The sequence below is a fragment of the Stenotrophomonas sp. STM01 genome (assembly GCF_014852135.1).
Taxonomy (GTDB): domain Bacteria; phylum Pseudomonadota; class Gammaproteobacteria; order Xanthomonadales; family Xanthomonadaceae; genus Stenotrophomonas; species Stenotrophomonas capsici.
In genome coordinates, this window is sequence record NZ_JACVBA010000001.1 from 1,443,963 (window position 1) to 1,463,958 (window position 19,996).

The 19,996-nt window shown below is 67.1% G+C and carries 19 protein-coding genes; 5 read left to right on the plus strand and 14 right to left on the minus strand.

The genetic code is table 11. The annotated features are described in order from the left end of the window. Window positions 1-19: 19 nt before the first annotated feature. The 3 genes from IB227_RS06710 to IB227_RS06720 all read right to left on the minus strand — a co-directional run bounded on the left by IB227_RS06710 (window position 20) and on the right by IB227_RS06720 (window position 2,612). Window positions 20-640 carry an HAD family hydrolase gene (locus IB227_RS06710; RefSeq protein ID WP_192287298.1) on the minus strand — a complete coding sequence of 207 codons (621 nt, stop codon included), beginning with the start codon at window positions 638-640 and terminating at the stop codon, window positions 20-22. A gap of 14 nt (window positions 641-654) precedes the next feature. Then, window positions 655-1,389, minus strand: a complete 735-nt coding sequence (locus IB227_RS06715) for a hypothetical protein (protein WP_192286735.1) — start codon at window positions 1,387-1,389, stop codon at window positions 655-657. 113 nt (window positions 1,390-1,502) lie between these two features. After that, complete coding sequence (locus tag IB227_RS06720; RefSeq protein ID WP_192286736.1) at window positions 1,503-2,612, minus strand: MBL fold metallo-hydrolase; 1,110 nt, start codon at window positions 2,610-2,612, stop codon at window positions 1,503-1,505. 80 nt (window positions 2,613-2,692) lie between these two features. Between IB227_RS06720 and IB227_RS06725 the strand changes: the two genes are divergently transcribed. Both IB227_RS06725 and IB227_RS06730 read left to right on the plus strand, forming a co-directional pair. Continuing rightward, window positions 2,693-3,319, plus strand: a complete 627-nt coding sequence (locus IB227_RS06725; protein ID WP_192286737.1) for a TetR/AcrR family transcriptional regulator — start codon at window positions 2,693-2,695, stop codon at window positions 3,317-3,319. A gap of 192 nt (window positions 3,320-3,511) precedes the next feature. Beyond that, window positions 3,512-4,804 (plus strand): acetamidase/formamidase family protein, encoded by a 1,293-nt coding sequence (locus IB227_RS06730; RefSeq protein ID WP_225591609.1) that lies wholly within the window; start codon window positions 3,512-3,514, stop codon window positions 4,802-4,804. A gap of 102 nt (window positions 4,805-4,906) precedes the next feature. Here IB227_RS06730 and IB227_RS06735 read toward each other — a convergent pair whose 3' ends face one another. Then, entirely contained in the window at window positions 4,907-6,859 is a 1,953-nt protein-coding gene (locus tag IB227_RS06735; protein WP_192286738.1) for a M1 family metallopeptidase, read from the minus strand. A 357-nt stretch (window positions 6,860-7,216) separates the two neighbouring features. Continuing rightward, complete coding sequence (gene ubiE / locus IB227_RS06740) at window positions 7,217-7,981, minus strand: bifunctional demethylmenaquinone methyltransferase/2-methoxy-6-polyprenyl-1,4-benzoquinol methylase UbiE (protein WP_132865063.1); 765 nt, start codon at window positions 7,979-7,981, stop codon at window positions 7,217-7,219. 100 nt (window positions 7,982-8,081) lie between these two features. On the opposite strand from ubiE, the gene IB227_RS06745 reads away from it, so the two are divergent. Then, the gene (locus tag IB227_RS06745) at window positions 8,082-8,534 is read left to right on the plus strand and encodes a nucleoside deaminase (protein WP_132865064.1); all 453 of its coding nucleotides are present in this window, start codon (window positions 8,082-8,084) and stop codon (window positions 8,532-8,534) included. A gap of 116 nt (window positions 8,535-8,650) precedes the next feature. Then, the gene (locus tag IB227_RS06750; protein ID WP_132865065.1) at window positions 8,651-8,902 is read left to right on the plus strand and encodes a hypothetical protein; all 252 of its coding nucleotides are present in this window, start codon (window positions 8,651-8,653) and stop codon (window positions 8,900-8,902) included. A 283-nt stretch (window positions 8,903-9,185) separates the two neighbouring features. Here the strand turns inward: IB227_RS06750 and smeE are convergent, their stop codons facing one another. Together smeE and IB227_RS06760 are read right to left on the minus strand one after the other, a co-directional pair. Next, window positions 9,186-12,329 (minus strand): multidrug efflux RND transporter permease subunit SmeE, encoded by a 3,144-nt coding sequence (gene smeE / locus IB227_RS06755; RefSeq protein WP_192286739.1) that lies wholly within the window; start codon window positions 12,327-12,329, stop codon window positions 9,186-9,188. A gap of 12 nt (window positions 12,330-12,341) precedes the next feature. After that, window positions 12,342-13,526 (minus strand): efflux RND transporter periplasmic adaptor subunit, encoded by a 1,185-nt coding sequence (locus IB227_RS06760; RefSeq protein ID WP_192286740.1) that lies wholly within the window; start codon window positions 13,524-13,526, stop codon window positions 12,342-12,344. A gap of 225 nt (window positions 13,527-13,751) precedes the next feature. Between IB227_RS06760 and IB227_RS06765 the strand changes: the two genes are divergently transcribed. Then, window positions 13,752-14,429, plus strand: coding sequence for a TetR family transcriptional regulator (locus tag IB227_RS06765; protein WP_192286741.1), 678 nt, complete (start codon window positions 13,752-13,754; stop codon window positions 14,427-14,429). A gap of 141 nt (window positions 14,430-14,570) precedes the next feature. Here IB227_RS06765 and hslU read toward each other — a convergent pair whose 3' ends face one another. The 7 genes from hslU to dapF all read right to left on the minus strand — a co-directional run bounded on the left by hslU (window position 14,571) and on the right by dapF (window position 19,996). Beyond that, window positions 14,571-15,944, minus strand: coding sequence for an ATP-dependent protease ATPase subunit HslU (gene hslU, locus IB227_RS06770; protein WP_132865069.1), 1,374 nt, complete (start codon window positions 15,942-15,944; stop codon window positions 14,571-14,573). Window positions 15,945-15,973: 29 nt separating this feature from the next. Continuing rightward, complete coding sequence (gene hslV, locus IB227_RS06775) at window positions 15,974-16,525, minus strand: ATP-dependent protease subunit HslV (RefSeq protein ID WP_192286742.1); 552 nt, start codon at window positions 16,523-16,525, stop codon at window positions 15,974-15,976. Between the two features lie 146 nt (window positions 16,526-16,671). Continuing rightward, window positions 16,672-16,878: a DUF3079 domain-containing protein gene (locus tag IB227_RS06780; RefSeq protein ID WP_192287300.1), complete on the minus strand. Its 207-nt coding sequence runs from the start codon at window positions 16,876-16,878 to the stop codon at window positions 16,672-16,674. A 119-nt stretch (window positions 16,879-16,997) separates the two neighbouring features. Continuing rightward, complete coding sequence (locus IB227_RS06785) at window positions 16,998-17,474, minus strand: DUF1203 domain-containing protein (RefSeq protein WP_132865071.1); 477 nt, start codon at window positions 17,472-17,474, stop codon at window positions 16,998-17,000. A 107-nt stretch (window positions 17,475-17,581) separates the two neighbouring features. After that, window positions 17,582-18,460: a tyrosine recombinase XerC gene (gene xerC, locus IB227_RS06790; protein ID WP_192286743.1), complete on the minus strand. Its 879-nt coding sequence runs from the start codon at window positions 18,458-18,460 to the stop codon at window positions 17,582-17,584. A gap of 16 nt (window positions 18,461-18,476) precedes the next feature. Further along, window positions 18,477-19,154, minus strand: coding sequence for a DUF484 family protein (locus IB227_RS06795; protein ID WP_132865073.1), 678 nt, complete (start codon window positions 19,152-19,154; stop codon window positions 18,477-18,479). Further along, window positions 19,151-19,996: a diaminopimelate epimerase gene (dapF, locus tag IB227_RS06800; RefSeq protein WP_192287301.1), complete on the minus strand. Its 846-nt coding sequence runs from the start codon at window positions 19,994-19,996 to the stop codon at window positions 19,151-19,153. Before dapF ends, IB227_RS06795 begins: the two co-directional genes overlap by 4 nt.

Here is a 19,996-nt window from a genome sequence, read left to right on the forward strand (position 1 = left end):
CATCGCGAGCCCAGCGACATCACGCCACCGGCACCGCCAGCGCACGCCGCTGCCGCAGCAGCTCGGCGCAATCGCGGGCGTGCCATTGCGCCATGCCCGGCCACGGATCGCCGGGCTGGTTGACCAGAATGCCCGGCACGCCCGCAGCCTGCGCGGTGGCCAGGTCGTAGTAGTGGTCGCCGACCATCCGCATCACCGCCGGTGCCACCGCCCAGCGCTGCGCGAAGTACTGCAGGCCAGCCGGGGAAGGCTTGGGCGTGACCTCGTCACGCCCCAGGATATCTTCCGGCGCGAAACAATCGGCCAAGCCGATCGCCGCCAGCGTCACCTGTGCCAACGCGCGCGCATTGCGGGTCAGGATGCCCAGCCGACAGCCCTCGGCATGCAGGGTCCGCACCAGGTCCACCGCGCCCGGCGCGGGCGTGGCGGCAACCGCCAATGCATGCTCGTGCTCCATCAGCCAGGCATGGCCTTCGGCGGCACGCGGCGGTGGCAACGCCGCCAGGTGCTGCAGGATGTCGGCCTCGGCCGGGATATCCAGCGCGCGCCGGATCAGCGCGAAGTCATGCACCGGCTCGGTGAGGGTGCCGTCCATGTCGAACACCCAGTGATGCGACTGGGCCAGCGCCCGCGCTGCCATGCCCTGCCCCACGCTCAATCCCAGTTCGGCATCTGGCTGCCATCCAGGCCGCCGACCTCGAAGACCGCCTTGCGGGTGCCGCCGGCCTTCACCGGGAAGTCGATCTCGACCACCCTGGCCTTGCGCAACTGGCGCCACAGGCCGCGGTTGTCATTGATGAACATGGCGATGGCTTCGTCGGTATCCGGGCGGTTCGCGGCCATGCTGCGCGGGGCGGCGCCGTCCACGCTCACCGTGACCTGGCAGCTGCGGTAGCAGGCGCGCGCGAAGTCGCTGGACTGCAGCACCAGGTAGGCATGCCGCTTCCATTCCGGGTGGTCGCGGAACACCAGCTGCACCGGCTTGGTACCCGTGCCATCCACGTCGACGCGGTCCTTGCTGTAGATCGCCGCCGAACGCTGGGTGCCCCCCTTCACCGCCACCTGGTTGTAGTTCCACAGGCCCTGCATGCGGCGCAGTTCGCGTGCTGCGTCGGCCTTCTCCCTCACCTCGGCCAAGCCCGGCTCGATGCGTTTGGCCGCCTCCGAATCGGGGAACTGGTCCAGCAGCGCGGCACCGTGGATCTTCGCCTTCTCCCAGTCGGTGCCGGTCACCGCTACGTCGTACAGCTTTGCAATGCCCTCGGCGTCGGCCTCGCGCCTGGCGCGCTCCTGCGCGGCAGCGGCTTCCTGTTGCTGGCGCTCGGCTTCCGGGTCACGACAACCGGCCAGTGCAACGACGCACAGCACGCCAAGGATCAAGGGTTTCATCAGGCAGCTCCAGGGAAACAGGGCGCGGCACCTGGCCGCACGACGCCGCCCACTTTAAACATCCACGCCAGTGATTGCTCGCCCTGCGCCCTGCCCGCAGCACATGCGTGGGCTCACTCGGCCGGCAGGGGCTGCGCGGCTTCCCCGCGCCACCAGTGCGTGGACGGGGCCGGTGCCCCCAGGTCCAGGCGCTCGCCCATCCGCGGTGCGGTCAGGGCCACGCCCTGCTGCTGCGCCAGCGCGGTGATGCGCTCGAACGGCTCGGTCCACGGATGCAACGCGAGGTCGAAGGTGCCGTTGTGGATCGGCATCAGCACCTTGCCACGCACATCCAGGTGCGCCTGCAGGCTCTGCTCGGGCTGCATGTGCACGTCGGGCCAGTCCGCGTCGTAGGCACCGGTCTCGACCATGGCCAGGTCGAACGGCCCATACCGTTCACCAATGCGGGCGAAGCCATCGAAGTAGCCACTGTCGCCGCTGAAGAACAGGCGCAGCCGGCCGCTGTCGATCACCCACGATGCCCACAGCGTGCGGTTGCCATCGGAGAGCCCGCGCCCGGAGAAGTGCTGCGCCGGGGTGGCGACGATTTTCAGCCCCTCCACTCGCGTCTCCTGCCACCAGTCCAGCTGCGTCACCTGCGAGGCCGGCACGCCCCAGCCGATCAACCGGTCGCCCACGCCCAGCGGCGTCACGAAATGGCGCACCTTCGGTGCCAGCGCCAACACCGCGGCATGGTCGAGGTGGTCGTAGTGGTCGTGGGAGATGATCACGCCGGTGATCGGCGGCAGCGCCTCGATCGACAACGGCGGCGCGTGGAAGCGCTTGGGCCCCATGAACGACATCGGCGAGGCCCGTTCGGAGAACACCGGGTCGGTCAGCCAGAAGTGGCCGTCCAACTTGAGCAGCATGGTCGAGTGCCCAAGCCGCCACAGGCTGTCATCAGGCGCGTCCAGCAGCGCCTGGCGGGTCAGCACCTGCACCGGGATCGGGGCCTGCGGCGTGGCATCGGCCGGCTTGTCGAACAGGAACCGCCACAGCACGCCGAGCGTGCGGGCCGCGCCCAGCGAGGTCTTCTTCGCCGCCGCGTTGTGGAAGCGGCCATCGCCGTATTGCGGCGACTGGTCATAGGAAGCGGCCGGGTGCGCGCCGCAGGTCAACAGGCCAATGGACATGGCAGTCAGTACCGTGATCAGGAGGAGGAAACGGGGCAGGCGACGCTTCATCGGGGCTTGCCATGGAAAGTACACCGGCGAGTCTACTTCCAATTTCCAGAAAGTAAACTGAACGGTGTAAAATCGACGGCATGACCACCAGCAACCGCCCTCCCCGGCTCACCGACCGCAAGCGCGCCGCCATCCTGCAGGCGGCCGTGGCCGAGTTCCGCGCGTTCGGGTTCGCCGGCACCAGCATGGATCGCATCGCTGCGACCGCCGATGTCTCCAAGCGCACGGTCTACAACCACTTCAGCAGCAAGGACGAGTTGTTCGTCGCGATCCTGTTGCAGCTGTGGGAGGCCAGCCGCGCGCTTGAAGGGGTGGCGTACGACCCGGCCCGCCCGCTGCGCGACCAGTTGCTGGCATTCCTGGCGCAGAAGCTGCGCCTGCTGGCCGACCCGGGGTTCATCGACCTCTCGCGCGTGGCCATCGCCGAACTGGTGCACGCGCCGGAACGCGCACGCGTGGTGATGGACAAGCTCGCCGAGAAGGAGGAAGGCATGACCACCTGGATGCGCGCCGCACAGGCCGATGGCCGGCTGCGCGCGGACATCGCGCCCGCCGAGGCGGCCCACCAGTTGCAGGGCATGGTCAAGGCCTTCGCGTTCTGGCCGCAGATCACGCTGGGCCAGCCGCCCCTGGACCAGGCCGCGCAGCAGCGCCTGATGGAAGACTGCGTGGACATGTTCCTGGCGCTGCGTGCGCTCAAGCCCTGAGTGCGGCCCGGGCCGGTATCGGTCACCAGCGGCCACAGTCCTCGCCCGGCTTCACGGCGGCCGATCTGACTACACGTGTCGTTACGTTTGACACTGCGACGGCAGCATCGCCATTCGTACACTCCGCGAACACGCCCGCCGGGCCCTACGCGGACACGCATCGTGCGCACCTGCCTGAAATGGTCTTCGCTGTTGTTGTCCGCATTTCCGCTCGCCGCCCTGGCCAGCGATCAATGGATCCTGGCCACCGATCTATGGGGCAACAGCGCCAGGCAGACGTTGAATCTGGACGTCCAGGGCTCGCGTGTCAGCGGAACGCTGGGCGGCGACCCGATCAAAGGCACGTTGAACGGCGCGCAGCTGAAGTTCACCGCCACCGGCAGCGACGGCCAGGCCTACCACTACGATGGCCAGATCGATGGCAACCGCATGCGGGGCCGCAGCGACGAGCCGGACACCAACAATCGCAATGCCCGTGCAGCGCATGAGTTCAGCGCATGGCGGGTGCCGTCACGACCAGGGGATATCCCGCGTCTGCACGACTTCACGCCGAGCGACTACGCCAATACCTTCAGCGCAGAGCGCGCCCCGGCGCTGGTGATCTGGCCCGGCGACTCCGTGCAGACCAGGACCCTGGATTCCGGCGGTGTCGACGAGCACGGCGTCACCCGCGCCTTGTTCGGCAACCCACAGGTCGGGCCGTTCTTCGTCGCCGGTGCCGAGCCTGGCGACACGCTGGCAATCACCATCCGTTCGCTGAAACTCAACCGCGATTACGCCGACAGCCTCGACGGCATCGTCGGCCGCCTGAAGACCCCGCGCATCGCCACCGAAACGGCGACGTTGGGAACGCCGGTGCGCTGGGAACTGGACCGCGTACGTGGCACGGCTCGCCCACAGGGCGCCAGTGGCGCATTGGAACACTTCCAGATCCCGGTCAAACCGATGCTTGGCGGCCTCGCCGTCGCCCCGGGCTTCGGTTACCCCGCGTTCTCCACCGGCGACGCCGGCGATTTCGGCGGCAACATGGATTTCAATGCCGTGGTCGAAGGCAACACCGTCTACCTTCAGGTCCAGCAACCTGGCGCGTTGCTGTATGTCGGCGATGGCCATGCCCTGCAGGGCGATGGCGAGACCAGCCAATGGGCGCTGGAGACATCACTGGACGTGGTACTGGAAGTGGAACTGATCAAGAAGCAGTCCATCGCCACGCCACGCGTTGAATCACCGACGCAGATCATGACCCTGGGGCAGGCAGGCTCCAGCGACGATGCGCTGCGGCTGGCGACATCAGGGATGTTGCAGTGGTTGCGCCAGTCCCATGGACTGGATATGTCGCAGGCCACCCAGGTGCTCGGCGTGGCAGTGCAGTACAGCGTGGTCAATCTTGCCGGCCGCAGTGTGGGCGTGGCCGCGAAGATCGACAAGTCGGTGTTGAAAGGCTTGCCGGGGGCCACGCTGAAGACTCCTACCCCAACGCCGTGATCGATGTTGGAGGCGGGCATGCACAGCCCGCAAGCCAACAGCGGCGCAAGAACAAACGGCGAGCCGAAGCTCGCCGTTTGCCTTGGAACCTGCCGAGGCCGATTACGGCTTGGGCGCAGCTTGCTGCGTCGATGCAGCTTCCGCCTTGGCGATCATGTCTTCCACCGAGGTGGTGGTGATCGGGTGGTAGCCCGGCTTGGCCTTGGCGAACACTTCCTTGGCGAAGGCCAGGCCTTCCGGGGTCTTCAGCAGCTCGGCGTAGATCGGCAGCACCAGCTTGCGACGGCCCACCTTCTGGATGAACTCACCGGCCGCCGGCAGCGCTTCGTTGTAGCCGCTGCGGATGGCCAGCGGGTACCAGCGCATGGCGATCTCGCCATTGGCGGTGCCGGTGAAATGGTAGGCCTTGTCCAGCTGTGCCAGCTTCTCCACCGGCTGCTTCTCGCCCAGCCCGTCGATGAAGCGCACCCACTCCTGCGTGCCCCACGCACCGGTGACCTGGTTGCTCGGCACGGCGTCGCTGCCCAGGTAGGCGATGCGGGCGGTGTCGACCACGGCGAAGTTGCGCGAACGGGCGCGGGTGGCGAAGGCCGGGATGCCCGGCTCCTCCAGCCATGCCTTCAGTTCGGCATCGGTGACCGCCGAGGGGTTCTTCGGCAGCAGGTTCTTCTTCATGTACTCGACGAACTGGTCGGTGTTCGCGCTCTGGAAGGCATGGTCATTGAACCAGCCACGCAGGAACGGATCGAACACCTCGCGGCCGAAGCGCTGTTCCAGGAACTGCAGGAACCAGGCGCCCTTGACGTAGGCAACGTTGCTCAGCGCTTCGTCCGGGTCACGCTCGTTGAGCGGCGGCAGCGCCAGTGCCTGGTCGGCCGGGCTCATGTCCTTCACTTCGTTGAGCAGGTCGGTCTGGTCGATCTCGCGCTCCATCTCGGCCATTTCCTGGCCGTACAGCGCCTCGGTGATGCGTGCCTGCACGTAGGTGGTGAAGCCTTCGTTGAGCCAGATGTCCTTCCAGCTCGCGTTGGTCACCAGGTTGCCCGACCAGCTGTGCGCCAGTTCGTGGGCCACCAGCGAGACCAGCGACTTGTCACCCACGATCACGGTCGGGGTGGCGAAGGTCAGGCGCGGGTTCTCCATGCCACCGAACGGGAACGACGGCGGCAGCACCAGCATGTCGTAACGGCCCCAGCGGTATTCGCCGTACAGATTTTCGGCGGCACCGATCATCTTCTCGGTGTCCTCGAATTCCTTGGTGGCCTTGCCAACCATGGTCGGCTCGGCCCACACGCCCGAACGCTCGGAGATCGGCTGGAACACCAGGTCACCGGCGGCGATGGCCAGCAGGTAGGACGGGATCGGCTGCGGCATCTTGAAGGCGTAATCGCCATCACGCGCGGCCTTCGGATCGTTGTCGGCGCTCATCAGCACCATCACGTCCGGGCGGCTGGTGACGTGCGCGCTGTAGGTGAAGCGCACGCTCGGGGTGTCCTGCAGCGGCACCCACGAACGCGCGTGGATGGCCTGCGACTGGCTGAACATGAAGGGCAGCTTCTTGCCCTCGGTCATCGACGGCTCCAGCCACTGCAGGCCCGAAGCGGTCGGTGCGGTGTGGTAGGTGATGCGCACGCTGGCCGGCTGGTCCGGGGTCTCGATGGTCAGCTTGCTGCCGAACACCTTGTCGGCCGGGGCCAAGGCGAACTGCAGCGGCGAGGCGGCACCGTCGGCGGCGATCGCCTCGACCTTCTCCACGGTCAGCTCGCGGGTGTCCAGCACCAGCTGCTTGGCGGCCTTGTCCTTCCACTCCAGCGTGTAGGTGGCGGTGCCACCGATCTGCTTGGCGTCGAAATCGACCTTCAGGTCCAGCGCCAGGTCCTTGATGACGACCTTGTCCGGCTCGGCATAGGAGCTTTCATCGTGGCTGCGACTGACGGTATTCACGGCGGCGGCGGGCTTCTGGGCGACGGGGTCGGCGGTGGGGGCGGCAGGTTCCTTGGCACAGCCGGCGACAAGCGCCACGGCCAGGGGCAGCATCAGCAGGGAAGAACGCATCTGAAGAGAACCGGTTCAGGGAACAGCCGTCGATTTTAAACCCGAACCGCCTTGCCGGATGCGGCGGTGCACCGTAGGAGCGCCTCGGCCCCCGTAGGAGCGACCTTGGTCGCGAAGCCGGCAAGGTTTCCGACACGGCGCCACCTGCAATTGCAGACCTTCCGGCAGCGGCCGCATCGCCAGCTTCGCGGCTGAAGCCGCTCCTACAACGGCACCCCAACCACCCGCTTATCTGCAATTGCCGGCAGCCCCACGACGGAACGCAATGCCTGCTTCGCGGCCAAGTCCGCTGCTACCGCCTTGCGGCCATGAAAAAGGCGGCCCTTGGCCGCCCTTTCCCTGCATCCTGAACCCGCCTCAGAGCTTGTAGCCGGAATGGATCGACACGATGCCGGCACTGAGGTTCTTGTAATGGCAGCGGCCGAACCCGGCCTCGGTCATCATCCCCTTCAGCTCCTCCTGCGGCGGGTGCTTGCGGATGCTCTCGGCCAGGTACTGGTAGCTGTCGGCATCGCCACGCGCGAACAACTTGCCCAGCTTCGGCAGCACCTTGAACGAATGGAAATCGTAGATCGGCTTGAACCAGTCCACGGTCACCTCGGAGAACTCCAGCACACGCGCCTGGCCACCGACCTTGAGCACGCGGTACATCTCGCGCAGCGCGGCGTCCTTGTCGGTGACGTTGCGCAGGCCGAAGGAGATGGTCACCAGGTCGAAGCTCTGGTCCGGGAACGGCAGTGCCTCGGCGTTGAGCTGCACCCACTCGAAGCCGGACACGTGGCCGCGGTTGGTCAGGCGGTCACGCCCCACCGACAGCATGCCGGCGTTGATGTCGCCCAGCACCACGCTGCCCTCCGGCCCCAGTCGCTCCTTCAGCAGCACGGCGATGTCCCCGGTGCCACCGGCCAGGTCGAGCACGCGGTCACCCGGCTTCACCTGCGCGGTGGCCACGAAGTAGCGCTTCCACAAGCGATGGATGCCCAGGCTCATCAGGTCATTCATCAGGTCGTAGTTGTCGGCCACGGAGGTGAACACCTGGCCGACAAGCTTCTGCTTGTCCTTGGCCGGTACGTCGCGGAAGCCGAAGTGGGTGGTGCCGGTCTTGTAGGGGGATTCGCTCATGAGCGCGATTATCGCACCGCCAGCACGCTTGCGGCGGCAGGCGCCTGAATCACGCCGCTATCATGGCCGCACCGGCGCCCGCGCGCCTTGAGGACCCCGCATGATCACCACCCCCGACTACCGCGCCCTGCTCGAAACCGCCATCGCCGAAGCCCGCCAGGGCCTGGCCGAGGGTGGCATCCCGATCGGCGCGGCGCTGTACCACAACGACGGCCGCCTGCTCGGCTGCGGCCACAACCGCCGCATCCAGGAAGGCGATCCGTCCATCCACGGCGAAACCGATGCCTTCCGCAAGGCCGGCCGCCAGCGTGGCTACCGCGACACCATCATGGTCACCACCCTGGCCCCGTGCTGGTACTGCAGCGGGCTGGTCCGCCAGTTCAACATCGGCACCGTGGTGGTCGGCGAATCGGTCAGCTTCGGCGGCGGCATCGACTGGCTGCGCGAGAACGGGGTCAAGGTCATCGACCTGAACGACGCCGGCTGCATCGAGATGATGGGCCGCTACATCACCGACCATCCGGAGATCTGGTACGAAGACATCGGCGAGTAAGCCAGCTGACTGCGGCATGACTGGTATCACGCCAATGTGAGACAGTGAAACCCAATCGTAAGAGTTGGCAGCGTAAGCTGCGCGGACAGGGGCACTGCCATTGACGAGGTGAAGCGATGTTCATCGCGCCCATCCAAGCCAGCAGTCGCCGTTCTCTGCAACAGGCTGGGGAACGGCTACGCCAGCATTACCAGCGTTACCGTAGTTCGGCCCCGTTCTGGGATGCCTACCAGCAGGTCCAGCGCGAGCTGGTCGCGGCCTACCCCGAGCACCAGGCCGAGTTGTGCAACCGGTTGGCGGTCTTCGCGCAGCGGCTGGGCGCGGTTGAAAAGGCCCAGTTGCTGGAAACCGCCGAGTTCGAGCATTGAAACAGGAACACCGGGCACTGCCCGGTGTTCTTGTCTGCGACGTTTGCCTTCATCCGTTGCCTGCTGCGCGGCCGAGGCCGCTCCTGCCCCAAGAAGATCCTCCGCCTGCCTGATGTGCCTGCGCACGCATTGGCAGGAGCGGCCTTGGCCGCGAGGCCATCGCGCCTGCAGATGACCTAAACGCTTGCCTTCCGGGCATTGCCAGCTGCGCGGCCACGGCTACTCCTGCAAAAAAAAAAACGCCAGGCATTGCCCGGCGTTTTCCGTTTCACCACGTGGTCGCTCAGTGCGCCGCGTCTTCGGGCTTGTCGCGCAGCTTGCGGTTGAACAGGCGCTGCACCACCACGAAGAACAACGGGATGAAAAACAGGCCCAGCAAGGTGCCCACCACCATGCCGCCGAGCACGCCGGTACCAATGGCGCGCTGCGCACCGGAACCCGCACCGGAAGCGATGGCCAGCGGCAACACGCCCAGGCCGAACGCCAGCGAGGTCATGATGATCGGGCGCAGGCGGTCACGGACCGCATGCATCGTCGCTTCGATCACGCCGGCGCCCTTCTCCAGGTGCTCCTTGGCGAACTCCACGATCAGGATCGCGTTCTTCGAGGTCAGGCCGACCGTGGTCAGCATCGCCACCTGGAAGTACACGTCACGCTCCATGCCACGTATGGTGTTGGCCAGCACCGCGCCGAGGATGCCCAGCGGCGCCACCAGCAGCACCGCGGTCGGCACGCTCCAGCTCTCGTACAGCGCGGCCAGGCACAGGAACACGATCAGCAGCGACAGCGTGTACAGCAGCGGCGTCTGCGAACCGGCCTCGCGCTCCTGGTAGGACACCGCGGTCCATTCGATGCTGAAGCCCGGCGGCAGTTCCTTGGCCAGGCGCTCCACTTCCAGCATCGCGTCGCCGGAGGCCACGCCCGGTGCGGCTTCACCCTGGATTTCCAGCGCCGAGACACCGTTGTAACGCTCCAGGCGCGGCGAACCGTAGTCCCAACGCTGGCTGGCGAAGGCCGAGAACGGCACCATCTCGCCGGCGTTGTTCTTCACCGTCCACAGGCTGAAGTCCTCCGGGTTCATGCGGAAGCCGTCATCGGCCTGCACGTACACGCGCTTGACGCGGCCACGGTCGATGAAGTCATCGATGTAGCTCGAGCCCCAGGCCGTTGCCAGCGTGCTGTTGATGGTGTCCAGCGACAGGCCATGCGCACCGGCCTTGGCCACGTCGATGTCCAGGCGCAGCTGCGGGGTGTCATCCAGGCCGTTCGGGCGCACGTTGGCCAGCTTCGGGCTCTTCCCGGCCAGGCCGAGCAGCTGGTTGCGGGCGTTGACCAACGCTTCGTGGCCCTGCCCGGAGTTGTCCTTCAGGAAGAAGGTGTAACCCGAGGCGATGCCCAGCTCCGGCATGGCCGGCGGCGGGAAGGCGAAGATGAAGGCGTCCTTGACCTGGCCCAGCGCCATCATCGCGCGGCCTGTGATCGGGCCCACGCCCTGGTCGGCCGAACGCTCACCCCAGTCCTTGAGCTTGACGAAGGCCATGCCCGAGTTCTGGCCCATGCCCGAGAAGCTGAAGCCCTGCACCGAGAACACCGATTCGACCGCGTCCTTCTCGTTGTTGAGGAAGTGGTCTTCCAGCTTGTAGATCGACTCCAGCGTGCGCTCCTGGGTGGCGCCGACCGGTGCCTGCACCAGCGCCATCAGGATGCCCTGGTCTTCATTGGGCAGGAACGAGCTGGGCAGGCGTGCGAACAGCAGGCCCATCACCACCGCCAGCGCCAGGAACACCGCCATGAACCGGCCCGGGCGAAGCAGGATGCCCTTCACCCCGCGCTGGTAGGTGCCGCTGGTGCGGTCGAAGCCGTTGTTGAAGCCATTGAAGAAGCGGCCCAGCAGGCCGGCGTGGGCAACATGGTGCTCGCCCTTCTTCAGCGGCTTGAGCATGGTCGCGCACAGCGCCGGGGTCAGCACGATCGCCACCAGCACCGACAGCGCCATCGCCGAGACGATGGTGGCCGAGAACTGGCGGTAGATCACGCCGGTGGAGCCGCTCATGAAGGCCATCGGCACGAACACCGCCGACAGCACCAGGCCGATGCCGACCAGCGCGCCGGTGATCTGGCTCATCGACTTGCGGGTGGCTTCCAGCGGGGACAGGCCCTCCTCGGACATGATGCGCTCGACGTTCTCCACCACCACGATGGCATCGTCCACCAGCAGGCCGATGGCCAGCACCATCGCGAACATGGTCAGCATGTTGATCGAGAAGCCCAGCACCGCGAGGATGCCGAACGTACCCAGCAGCACCACCGGCACGGCGATCGTCGGGATCAGCGTGGCGCGGAAGTTCTGCAGGAACAGGTACATCACCACGAACACCAGCACGATGGCTTCCAGCAGCGTCTTGACCACGCCCTTGATCGACACGCGCACGAACGGCGTGGTGTCGTAGGGGATCACCGCCTTCATGCCGGCCGGGAAGTTGGCCTTGAGCTCATCCAGCGTGCGGCTCACGCCTTCGGAGGTCTCCAGTGCGTTGGCGCCGGTGGCCAGGGTCACGGCCAGGCCGGAGGCCGGCTTGCCATTGAAGCGGGTGACGAAGTCGTAGGTTTCCGCGCCCAGTTCGACGCGGGCCACGTCACCGAGCTTCAGCGCCGAGCCGTCGGCTTCGGTGCGCACCACGATGTTGCGGAACTGCTCCGGCGTCTGCAGCCGGTCCTGCGCGTTGATGGTGGCGTTGAGCTGCTGGCCCTTCACCGCCGGCGCACCGCCGAGCTGGCCCACTGCGACCTGCGCGTTCTGCGCCTTCACCGCGGCGGTGACCTCGTCGACGGAGACCTTGTAGGTCTGCAGCTTGGTCGGGTCCAGCCAGATGCGCATGGCGTACTTGCCGCCGAACACCTGGATGGAACCCACGCCCGGCACGCGGCTGAGCGGGTCGACGACGTTGGAGCCGACGTAGTCGGAGATGTCGTTCTCGTCCATGCTGCCGTCCTCGGACACGAAGCCGATGACGTTGAGGAAGCCGGAGCTGGACTTGGCGACGTTGATGCCCTGGCGCTGCACTTCCTGCGGCAGCAACGGCATGGCCAGCTGCAGCTTGTTCTGCACCTGCACCTGGGCGATGTCCGAGTTGGTGCCGCTCTCGAAGGTCAGGGTGATGCTGGCCTGGCCATTGGAGGAGCTGTTGGACGAGAAGTACATCAGCCCGTCCAGGCCCTTCATGTTCTGCTCGATGATCTGCGTCACCGAGTCCTCGACCACCTTGGCCGACGCGCCCGGGTAGCTGGCCGAGATGGACACCGCAGGCGGTGCCACTTCCGGATACATCGAGATCGGCAGCTTGAGCATGGCGAGGGCGCCAGCCAGCATGATGATGATGGCGATGACCCACGCGAAGATGGGCCGGTCGATAAAGAAGCGTGCCATGGAGTTCTCCGCTTACTGCTTGGCCGCCGGCGCCGTCGCGTCGGGCGCGGCGGCGGGCTTGGCGGCTTGGGCACCCTTCTCGGTGGCCTGCACCGGCATGCCCGGGCCGATCTTCTGCAGGCCTTCGACGATGACCTTGTCACCGGCCTTCAGCCCGCTCTCGACCAGCCACTTGTCACCGATGGTGCGGCTGACGGTGACCGGACGCACGGCGACCTTGCCTTCGCCGTCGACCACCATCGCGCTGGTGTCGCCCTTGGCATCGCGGGCGATGCCCTGCATCGGCACCAGCAGGCCGTTCGGCCGCACGCCGCTGCCCAGCACAGCGCGCACGAACATGCCCGGCATCAGCACGTGGTCGGGGTTTTCCACCCGCACGCGCAAGCCGTAGCTGCCGGTGGACGGGTCGACGTTGACCTCGGAGAACTCCAGCGTGCCCTTGTGGGCGAACGGGGTGCCGTCTTCCAGCACGATGTCCACCGGCAGCTCGAAGGCACCTTCCAGGCGCCCTTCGGCCAGTTCGCGGCGCAGCTGCAGCAGCTCGGCCGAGGACTGGGTGACATCGATGTAGATCGGGTCGAGCTGGTTGATGGTCGCCAGCGCCGCGGCCTGGCCCGCGCTGACCAGCGCGCCCTGGGTGACGGTGGACTTGCCGATCTGGCCACTGATCGGCGCGGTGATGCGGGCGTAGCCCAGCGTCACGTTGGCCGCGTCCAGCGAGGCGCGCGCGGCACCGACGTCGGCCTCGGCCTGCTTCCAGGCGGCCTGTGCGTTCTCGTCGTCCTGCACGCTGATCACCTTGCTCCGGACCAGCTCGCTGCTGCGGCGCGCCGCCAGCCGTGCGGCGCTGGCGGTGGCTTCGGCGCGGGCCAGCTGCGCGCGGGCGCTGTTGGCCTGGGCGCGGTAGGCCGCATCGTCCAGTTGGTAGAGCGCCTGGCCTTCCTTGACGAAGCTGCCTTCGGTGAACAGGCGCTTGGCCACGATGCCGCTGACCTGCGGGCGCACCTCGGCCACCTGGTAGCCATTGGCGCGGCCGACCAGTTCGCGGGTCAGGGTGACCGGCTCGGTCTTGAGGGTGACGACCGTGACCTGGCCCGGGCCGCCCTGCGGCGGTGCTTCCCCGCCCTTGCAAGCGGCCAGTGCAACGGAAAGGGCAAGAGAAAGCGCGACGACGCGATAGCTGCGGATTCGAGACATGTGGAAGACTCAATGGGAAAGGTGGCGCTCGCGGACCTGCGCCGGCACCCCGAAGGGCCCGGCACGCACGGTGTGCATAACTTACGTGGAGGCCCGTGAGAACCGCCACTACAAATGCACAGCAGCGCCATCCTGCGAAGCAAGCCGGCGAAATATACATACATGCACGCATGTTTGTAAACGGCTACAATTCAGCCCGGTTTCATCCAGCAACGGCGCAGTGCCATGGCCAGAAAGACCAAAGAAGAAGCCCAGGCCACCCGCGAACACATCCTTGATGCGGCCCTGGCCTGCTTCCATGAGAACGGCGTCGCCAACACCTCGCTGGCGGCGATCGGTGAGCGTGCCGGCTATTCGCGCGGCGCGGTGTACTGGCACTTCAAGAACAAGACCGAAGTGCTCGAAGCGATGATCAACCGCGAGCGCGTCCCCTTCATCAAGCGCCTGCGCCGCACCTACTCACCCCACCGCAACACGCCGATCCTGGACCTGCGCTCGGCGATGCTGGTCTCGCTGAGCGAACTGGCCACCGAGCCACACCTGCGCGACATGATGGAGATCATGCTGCGCAACGACCTCAGCGCCGAAAGCCAGGCAATGCAGCAGTTGCAGCACGACAGCATCGAGGAGGAGATGGCGATCTTCCGCCGCGCCTTCGAACGCGCCCGCGAGCTGGGCCAACTGCGCGAGGGCGTCGACACGGCCGTGGTCTCGCGCATCCTGCATGCAGGCATGACCGGCGTGCTGTACAGCGCGATGCTCGAACCCCGCCAGTTCGAGCTGCAGCGCGACAGCCGCGAGGTGATGGATGCGCTGCTGTCCTACTACGTCAAACCCGGCGTCATCACCCCGGGGGCCGATCCCCTGCCCTTGCCGCCGGCCGACCCGGACGAGCACGACTGAAACGCGCGGGTGCAGCGCGGTGAGCCCATCCCCGCTGCATGGGCGGGGATGCAACCCCGGCGCCAAGCCCAGCCACGAATCCCCAACGAAAAACGGCAGCACTGACGTGCTGCCGTTTCCTCGAACACCGGACCGATTCGCTTACAGGATGTAGCGGCTCAGGTCCGGGTCCTGCACCAGTTCGCCCAGGTGCTTGTTCACGTAGTCACTGTCGATCGCGATGGCCTCGCCATCACGGTCCGGCGCCTCGTAGCTGAGCGAATCGAGCAGCCGCTCCAGCACCGTGTGCAGGCGGCGTGCACCGATGTTCTCCTGGCGCTCGTTGACCTGGAAGGCGATCTCGGCCAGGCGATCCACCGCGTCCGGGGTGAAGTTGACCGTGACGCCTTCGGTCGCCAGCAGCGCTTCGTACTGCTTGGTCAGCGCGGCCTTCGGCTCGGTGAGGATACGCACGAAATCCTGCTTGCTTAGCGCACCCAGCTCCACGCGGATCGGGAAACGGCCCTGCAGTTCCGGGATCAGGTCACTGGGCTTGGCCAGGTGGAACGCACCGGAGGCGATGAACAGGATGTGGTCGGTCTTCACCGTGCCGTACTTGGTGGAAACGTTGGAACCTTCCACCAGCGGCAGCAGGTCACGCTGCACGCCCTCGCGCGAGACATCGCCGCCACCGACGTTGTCCCCGCGCTTGGCGACCTTGTCGATCTCGTCGATGAACACGATGCCGTGCTGCTCGCAGGCCTCGATGGCGGCGGTGCGGATGTCGTCCTCGTTGACCAGCTTGCCGGCCTCTTCCTCGACCAGCAGCGGACGTGCGGCCTTGATCGTCAGCGTTCGCTTGTTCGACTTGCTGCCGCCCAGGTTGGCGAACATCGACTTCAGCTGCTGGCCCATTTCCTCCATGCCCGGCGGGGTCATGATGTCCATGCTGACGTTGGCCGCCACTTCCAGTTCGATCTCGCGCTCATCCAGCTCGCCGGCACGCAGCATGCGGCGGAACTTGATGCGGGTTTCGTTGTCGGCGGCGGACGGCTCGTTGCGCGCGGCCTCGGCATCGAAGCCGATGCCGACGCTGCGACGCGGCAGCAGCGCATCCAGGATGCGGTCCTCGGCGCGCTCCTCGGCCTGGGTGCGCACGCGCACCTTGGCCTGTTCGCGGTACAGCTTGACCGCGGTGTCGGCCAGGTCACGGATGATCTGCTCCACGTCCTTGCCGACGTAGCCGACCTCGGTGAAGCGGGTGGCTTCCACCTTCACGAACGGCGCGTTGGCCAGCGTGGCCAGGCGGCGCGCGATTTCGGTCTTGCCGACACCGGTCGGGCCGATCATCAGGATGTTCTTCGGCATCACCTCGTTGCGCAGGTCGGCCGGCAGCTGCATGCGGCGCCAGCGGTTGCGCAGGGCGATGGCGACCGCACGCTTGGCGTCATGCTGGCCGACGATGTGCCGGTCCAGCTCCTGCACGATCTCGCGCGGGGTCATGGTGGCGGAAGAGACTTCGATCTTGTGGTTCATGGGGTACTCGCAGTCGTTGGCCGAAGCGCTCAGAGCTCTTCAACCACCACGTTGGTGTTGGTGTAGATGCAGATGCCACCGGCGATGTTGATGGCCTCCATGGCAACCGACTTCGCATCCATCCCGGTGTGCGCGAGCAGCGCGCGCGCGGCGCTCAGCGCGTAGGAGCCGCCGGAGCCGATGGCGATGATGCCGTCCTCCGGCTCGATGACGTCACCGGTGCCGCTGATGATCAGCGAGGTTTCCTTGTCGGCCACCGCCAGCAGCGCCTCGAGCTTTCCGTAGCGGCGGTCGGTGCGCCAGTCCTTGGCCAGTTCCACCGCGGCACGGGTCAACTGGCCATGCTTCTCGAGCTTGGCTTCGAACAATTCGAACAGGGTGAACGCATCGGCCGCCGCACCGGCGAAACCGGCCAGCACCTGGTCATCGCGGCCCAGTCGACGCACCTTGCGGGCATTGCCCTTCATCACCGTGTGGCCCAGCGTGACCTGGCCATCACCTGCGATCGCCACGTGCTCGCCGCGACGCACGCAGCAGATGGTGGTGGCGTGGAAAACATTGGGGTTCTGACTGGGGTCCATGTGGCCTCCGGGATACTGTCCAATCGAAGTGGGGCCAGACGCGCGGCGATCAAGCCTGCCCCCTCCCCCACCGGCGACAGCCGGCGTTCAGCAAAACGGCCAGGTCCGGAGGCGTCGGCCGCACCCACGCAGCACCATACCGGCTCCTAAGGCACCAGCCGGGCCAGATTCGGGCGATCCGGTTCCGGCTCGATGCCCCACGCCACGTACCAGTCCTCGCCCTGCGTCTCGATCGGATGCAGGGTGCGGCCCGATCCGTTGCCACAGGCCAGCGCGTCGCTCGCGCAATAGCGGTCGCATCCCCAGCAGATGCGCTCGGGATGACGGGGTTTGAGCGGGAACGGTTTCGCCATCTTCAGCAACGCCACGACCATCCGTGGCGCAGTGTGCGCCGCGGGCGTGCGGCTGGCCCTGACGCAGATCAATCCCCGGCCTGATCGTGCGCCGGGCTTCCGTGCGCCTGGCGCGGGCTTCACGCGCGGTCGGCGCGGCAGGAATAGCAGCCGTAGCGGGCATGGTGGACATGCACGTAGTCCACCGCAGGGTCATCGAAGCGGGCCTGCAGCCAGGCCGCGACCGCGGTCCCTTCGCAGACCTCGGCGGCGATGATCCGATGCGCATGATCGTAGGCGCGCACGGACAGCAGCCGCCGCAGCATCGTCGCCGGCACCTCGTCCGTCCCGAGCACGGCGCTGCGTGCGCCGCGCCGCACGAAGATCGGCCCGCTGGCGCGGTATGGCGATTCGGCAGGCTGGTGCTGGTAGGGCAACAGCAGCACCTGTTCGCCCGGCTGGGCATCGACCAGGCTGATCCGGCAGGGAAATCCCGTCGTCGCCGTATCGGGAACCGTCAGCCGCTGCATCTGCCGTGCGCTGAGCACGACATCAGGGAGCAGGAACAGCGGAGCAAACGTATCGGGGGCCAGGCCCCGCAGGATGAAGGACGCCATGTGCATGCACCAGGAATGGGGAGCTGCAGCATGGCGATCGGCGCCGCGACGTGCTCGCCGCATCCGGACACCACAATCATGGCGCCGCCGCGCCTTGACCGGCCAGTTCAGCGCTTGCGCTTGGCGCGCGGGTGCGCCGCGTCGTAGACCTTGGCCAGGTGCTGGAAATCCAGGTGCGTGTAGATCTGGGTGGTGGCGATGTCCGAATGCCCGAGCAGTTCCTGCACGCCACGCAGGTCGCCGGAGGACTCCAGGATGTGGCTGGCGAAACTGTGCCGCAGCATGTGCGGGTGTACGTTCTTGAACAGCCCTTGCCGCTGCGCCAGCTGCTTGATGCGGATCTGCACCGCCCGCTGGCTCAACGGGCCGCCAGCGCGCCCCGGGAACACCGGCTTGTCGCCGCTGCCCGCGCTGTCCCTGCGCCAGTCCTGCAGTGCGTTCAACGCATGCGTGCCCACCGGCACGCTGCGCTCGCGGTTGCCCTTGCCATGCACCAGCACCAGGCCGCTGGCCATGTCCAGGTCACGCCAGCGCAGTGCGCACAGCTCGCTCAGGCGCAAGCCGGAGGAGTAGAACAGTTCCAGCAGCGCGCGATCGCGCAGGCCCAGCGGTGCATCCGTGGGCAGCTCGACCAGTTGCACCGCTTCATCGGCATCGAGCACCTGCGGCAACTTGCGCGGCGCCTTGGGCGCGCGCAGGCCGGCGGCAGGGCTGGTGTCGATGGCGTTGTTCTTGAGCAGCCACGCATAGAAGCTGCGGCAGGCCGACAGGCGGCGCTGCAGGCTCTTGGCCGCCAGCCCGCGGCGGTGCTCGGCGGCGATGAATTCACGCAACTGGTCGGCGGCCAGCGCCTGCGGGTCGTCGATGCCATGGGCCTGGCACCATTGCGACAATGCGGCGAGGTCACGCTGGTAGGCATCGAGCGTATGCGCGGACATGCGCCGCTCGACCTGCAGGTAGGACAGGAACGCCGGGACGGCGCTCATCACCGCACGCCCCCGCTCACGCCGCGTTGAAGCGCTGCAGCCCGACCACCAGCGACTCGCCCATCATGCGCAGGAACAGCGTGCCCATGCCCGGGTAGAAACGGTTCGGGTCATGGCTGCCGACCGCGATCAGGCCCACGCCCGGCAACGGCAGCAACGCGGTGGATGCCACTTCGTCGACCCGTTCGCCGTAGAGCACGTCGTTCTTCTCCGACTGCAGCCGGCCGCAGATCGGCTCGCCATCCTGCAGGCAGTCGTGGAACGGCGCCAGGCGCGGGCTGTCGGCGGCGATGACCTGCAGCCACGGCGCCTGCTCAAGCCCTTCGACCGGCTGCAGGCTGATGATGCGGACCAGGTCACCGGCGAAGTCTTCCTCCAGCGAGGCCGCCATCGCCCGCAACGTGTCCGCCGCCGACGCCTGGCGCATCAACGCCAGGGTCAGCTGGTGCGTGCGCACTGCCAGCCGTTCATTGATCTGGGCGTTGACGCCCAGGTCGGACAGCCGCCGTGCAAGCTCGCGGTTCTTGTCGCGCAGCACTTCCAGCTGGTAGCTGGCCAGCGACGCGGTCGGGCCATCGTCGCGGGGCACCACCATGGTCAGGGCCAGGTCGGGGAACTGCTTGAGGAAGGTCGGGTGCCGGCGCAGCCAAGCGGCCACCTCGTGTGCCCCGATCTTTTCGGCCGTGTCGTTCATCCTGTCCACTCTCCGTCGAATACGAATGCCGCCGGACCGGACATGACGATTTCCGCCGCATCGTCCGGCCACTGGATACGCAGGTCGCCACCGGGCAGCGACAACACCGCATCGCGCCGCAGCCGCCCCCGCTGCATCAACACCACGGCCGCCGCGCAGGCGCCGCTGCCGCAGGCCAGGGTCTCGCCGACACCGCGCTCGAACACGCGCAGCCGGGCGTGGCCGCTGTCCAACACCTGGGCGAAGCCGACATTGACCGATTCCGGGAACGAGGCATGCTGCTGCAGCAACGGACCGACCCGCTCCACCGGCGCGGCATCGGCCGAGCCGACCTCCAGCACCGCGTGCGGGTTGCCCATCGACACCGCGCCAAACCGCACGTTCTCGCCCTGCAGCGACACCGCGTATTCCTCGCGCGCGCGCGGGAAGCCGACCAACGGGATCCGCTCCGGCTCGAACTCCGGCTTGCCCATGGCCACGGCGTAGTGATCCCCGCCCAACCGCTCCACGGCGTGCGTGCGCAACGGGCTGTCGATCAGGAAGTGCTCGCCCTGGGCGGCGCCATCGCGCACCAGCCAGGCCGCCACGCAGCGCGCGCCATTGCCGCACTGCTGGGAAGTGGACCCATCGGAGTTCCAGATCCGGTAGGACGCCACGGACGCTTCCGAGCGCGGTGGCTCGATGGTCAGGATCTGGTCACAACCCACGCCGCGGTGGCGGTCGGCCAGGCGCGCGGCAAGGTCCGCGTCCGGCGGGGCCATGCCAGCGCGCAGGTCCAGCACCACGAAATCATTGCCGGCGCCGTGCATCTTGGTGAACGGCAGGCGCCCTGAAACAGACAT